The sequence below is a fragment of the Nostoc sp. UIC 10630 genome (genome assembly GCF_010747425.1).
Lineage (GTDB): Bacteria > Cyanobacteriota > Cyanobacteriia > Cyanobacteriales > Nostocaceae > Nostoc.
In genome coordinates this window covers 1-736 of the sequence record NZ_JAAGOG010000478.1, presented here as the reverse complement: position 1 = coordinate 736, position 736 = coordinate 1, and the positions used below count along the sequence as shown (strand labels likewise).

Genomic DNA, 736 nt, shown 5'->3' with positions numbered 1-736 from the left:
ACAGGTTTTGAGGGGATTGAACATAGCACATATAAAACAGATGAAATTGGGCATGGTCGTCATGAAATCCGCCACTATGTGATGTTATCTCAGATTCAGTCTCGGCTTAACCCAGATTCAGTTTGGTCAAACTTTAATAGTGTTGGTATGGTAGAGTCCGTCCGTTTATTAGACGGTAAAACAACAGTTGAAACTCGTTATTTTATTAGTAGCCTTGAAGATAACGCTCTTACGTTTGGAAATTCTATTCGTAGTCATTGGGGAGTTGAGAATTCATTACATTGGGTATTGGATGTCGCTTTGAAGGAAGATGACTGTCGGATTAGGAAAGATAATGCCCCACAGAATTTTGCAATTCTCAGACATATTGCAGTCAATCTTCTAAGTAAAGAGAAACGTGTTAAACGCGGAATCAAAAATAAACAGTTTCTTGCGGCGATGGATAACAAATATTTACTAAGTATTTTAGCGTTAGCTTAAAATAGTATATCAAAACTTGAGTTGAATGTTTTACATAAAAGTTTTATTTATCCTCTAAGTAAATATATTCTTATGTAGCTCATAATTGAATTTTTTTAGTATTGATGATTAGTCATTCAGTTCAAGATAAGCTAATTCAGATTTTGAAAAAACATTTGATTTGTTTTATTTATCATTTCACCGATTTTTACAATTATCTATGTCATTTTGGAATCTCCCTTAGTTTTTATTAGTAAATAAGATGCGTTTGCCCTGG

At 33.0% G+C, this 736-nt stretch carries 1 protein-coding gene; it reads left to right on the top strand.

What is annotated here, in order from left to right; all coding sequences use genetic code 11:
* Positions 1–480 (top strand): ISAs1 family transposase (locus G1O98_RS38485; protein WP_163939718.1); only part of this gene is annotated, 480 nt, incomplete at its 5' end.
* Between the last annotated feature and the right edge of the window lie 256 nt (positions 481–736).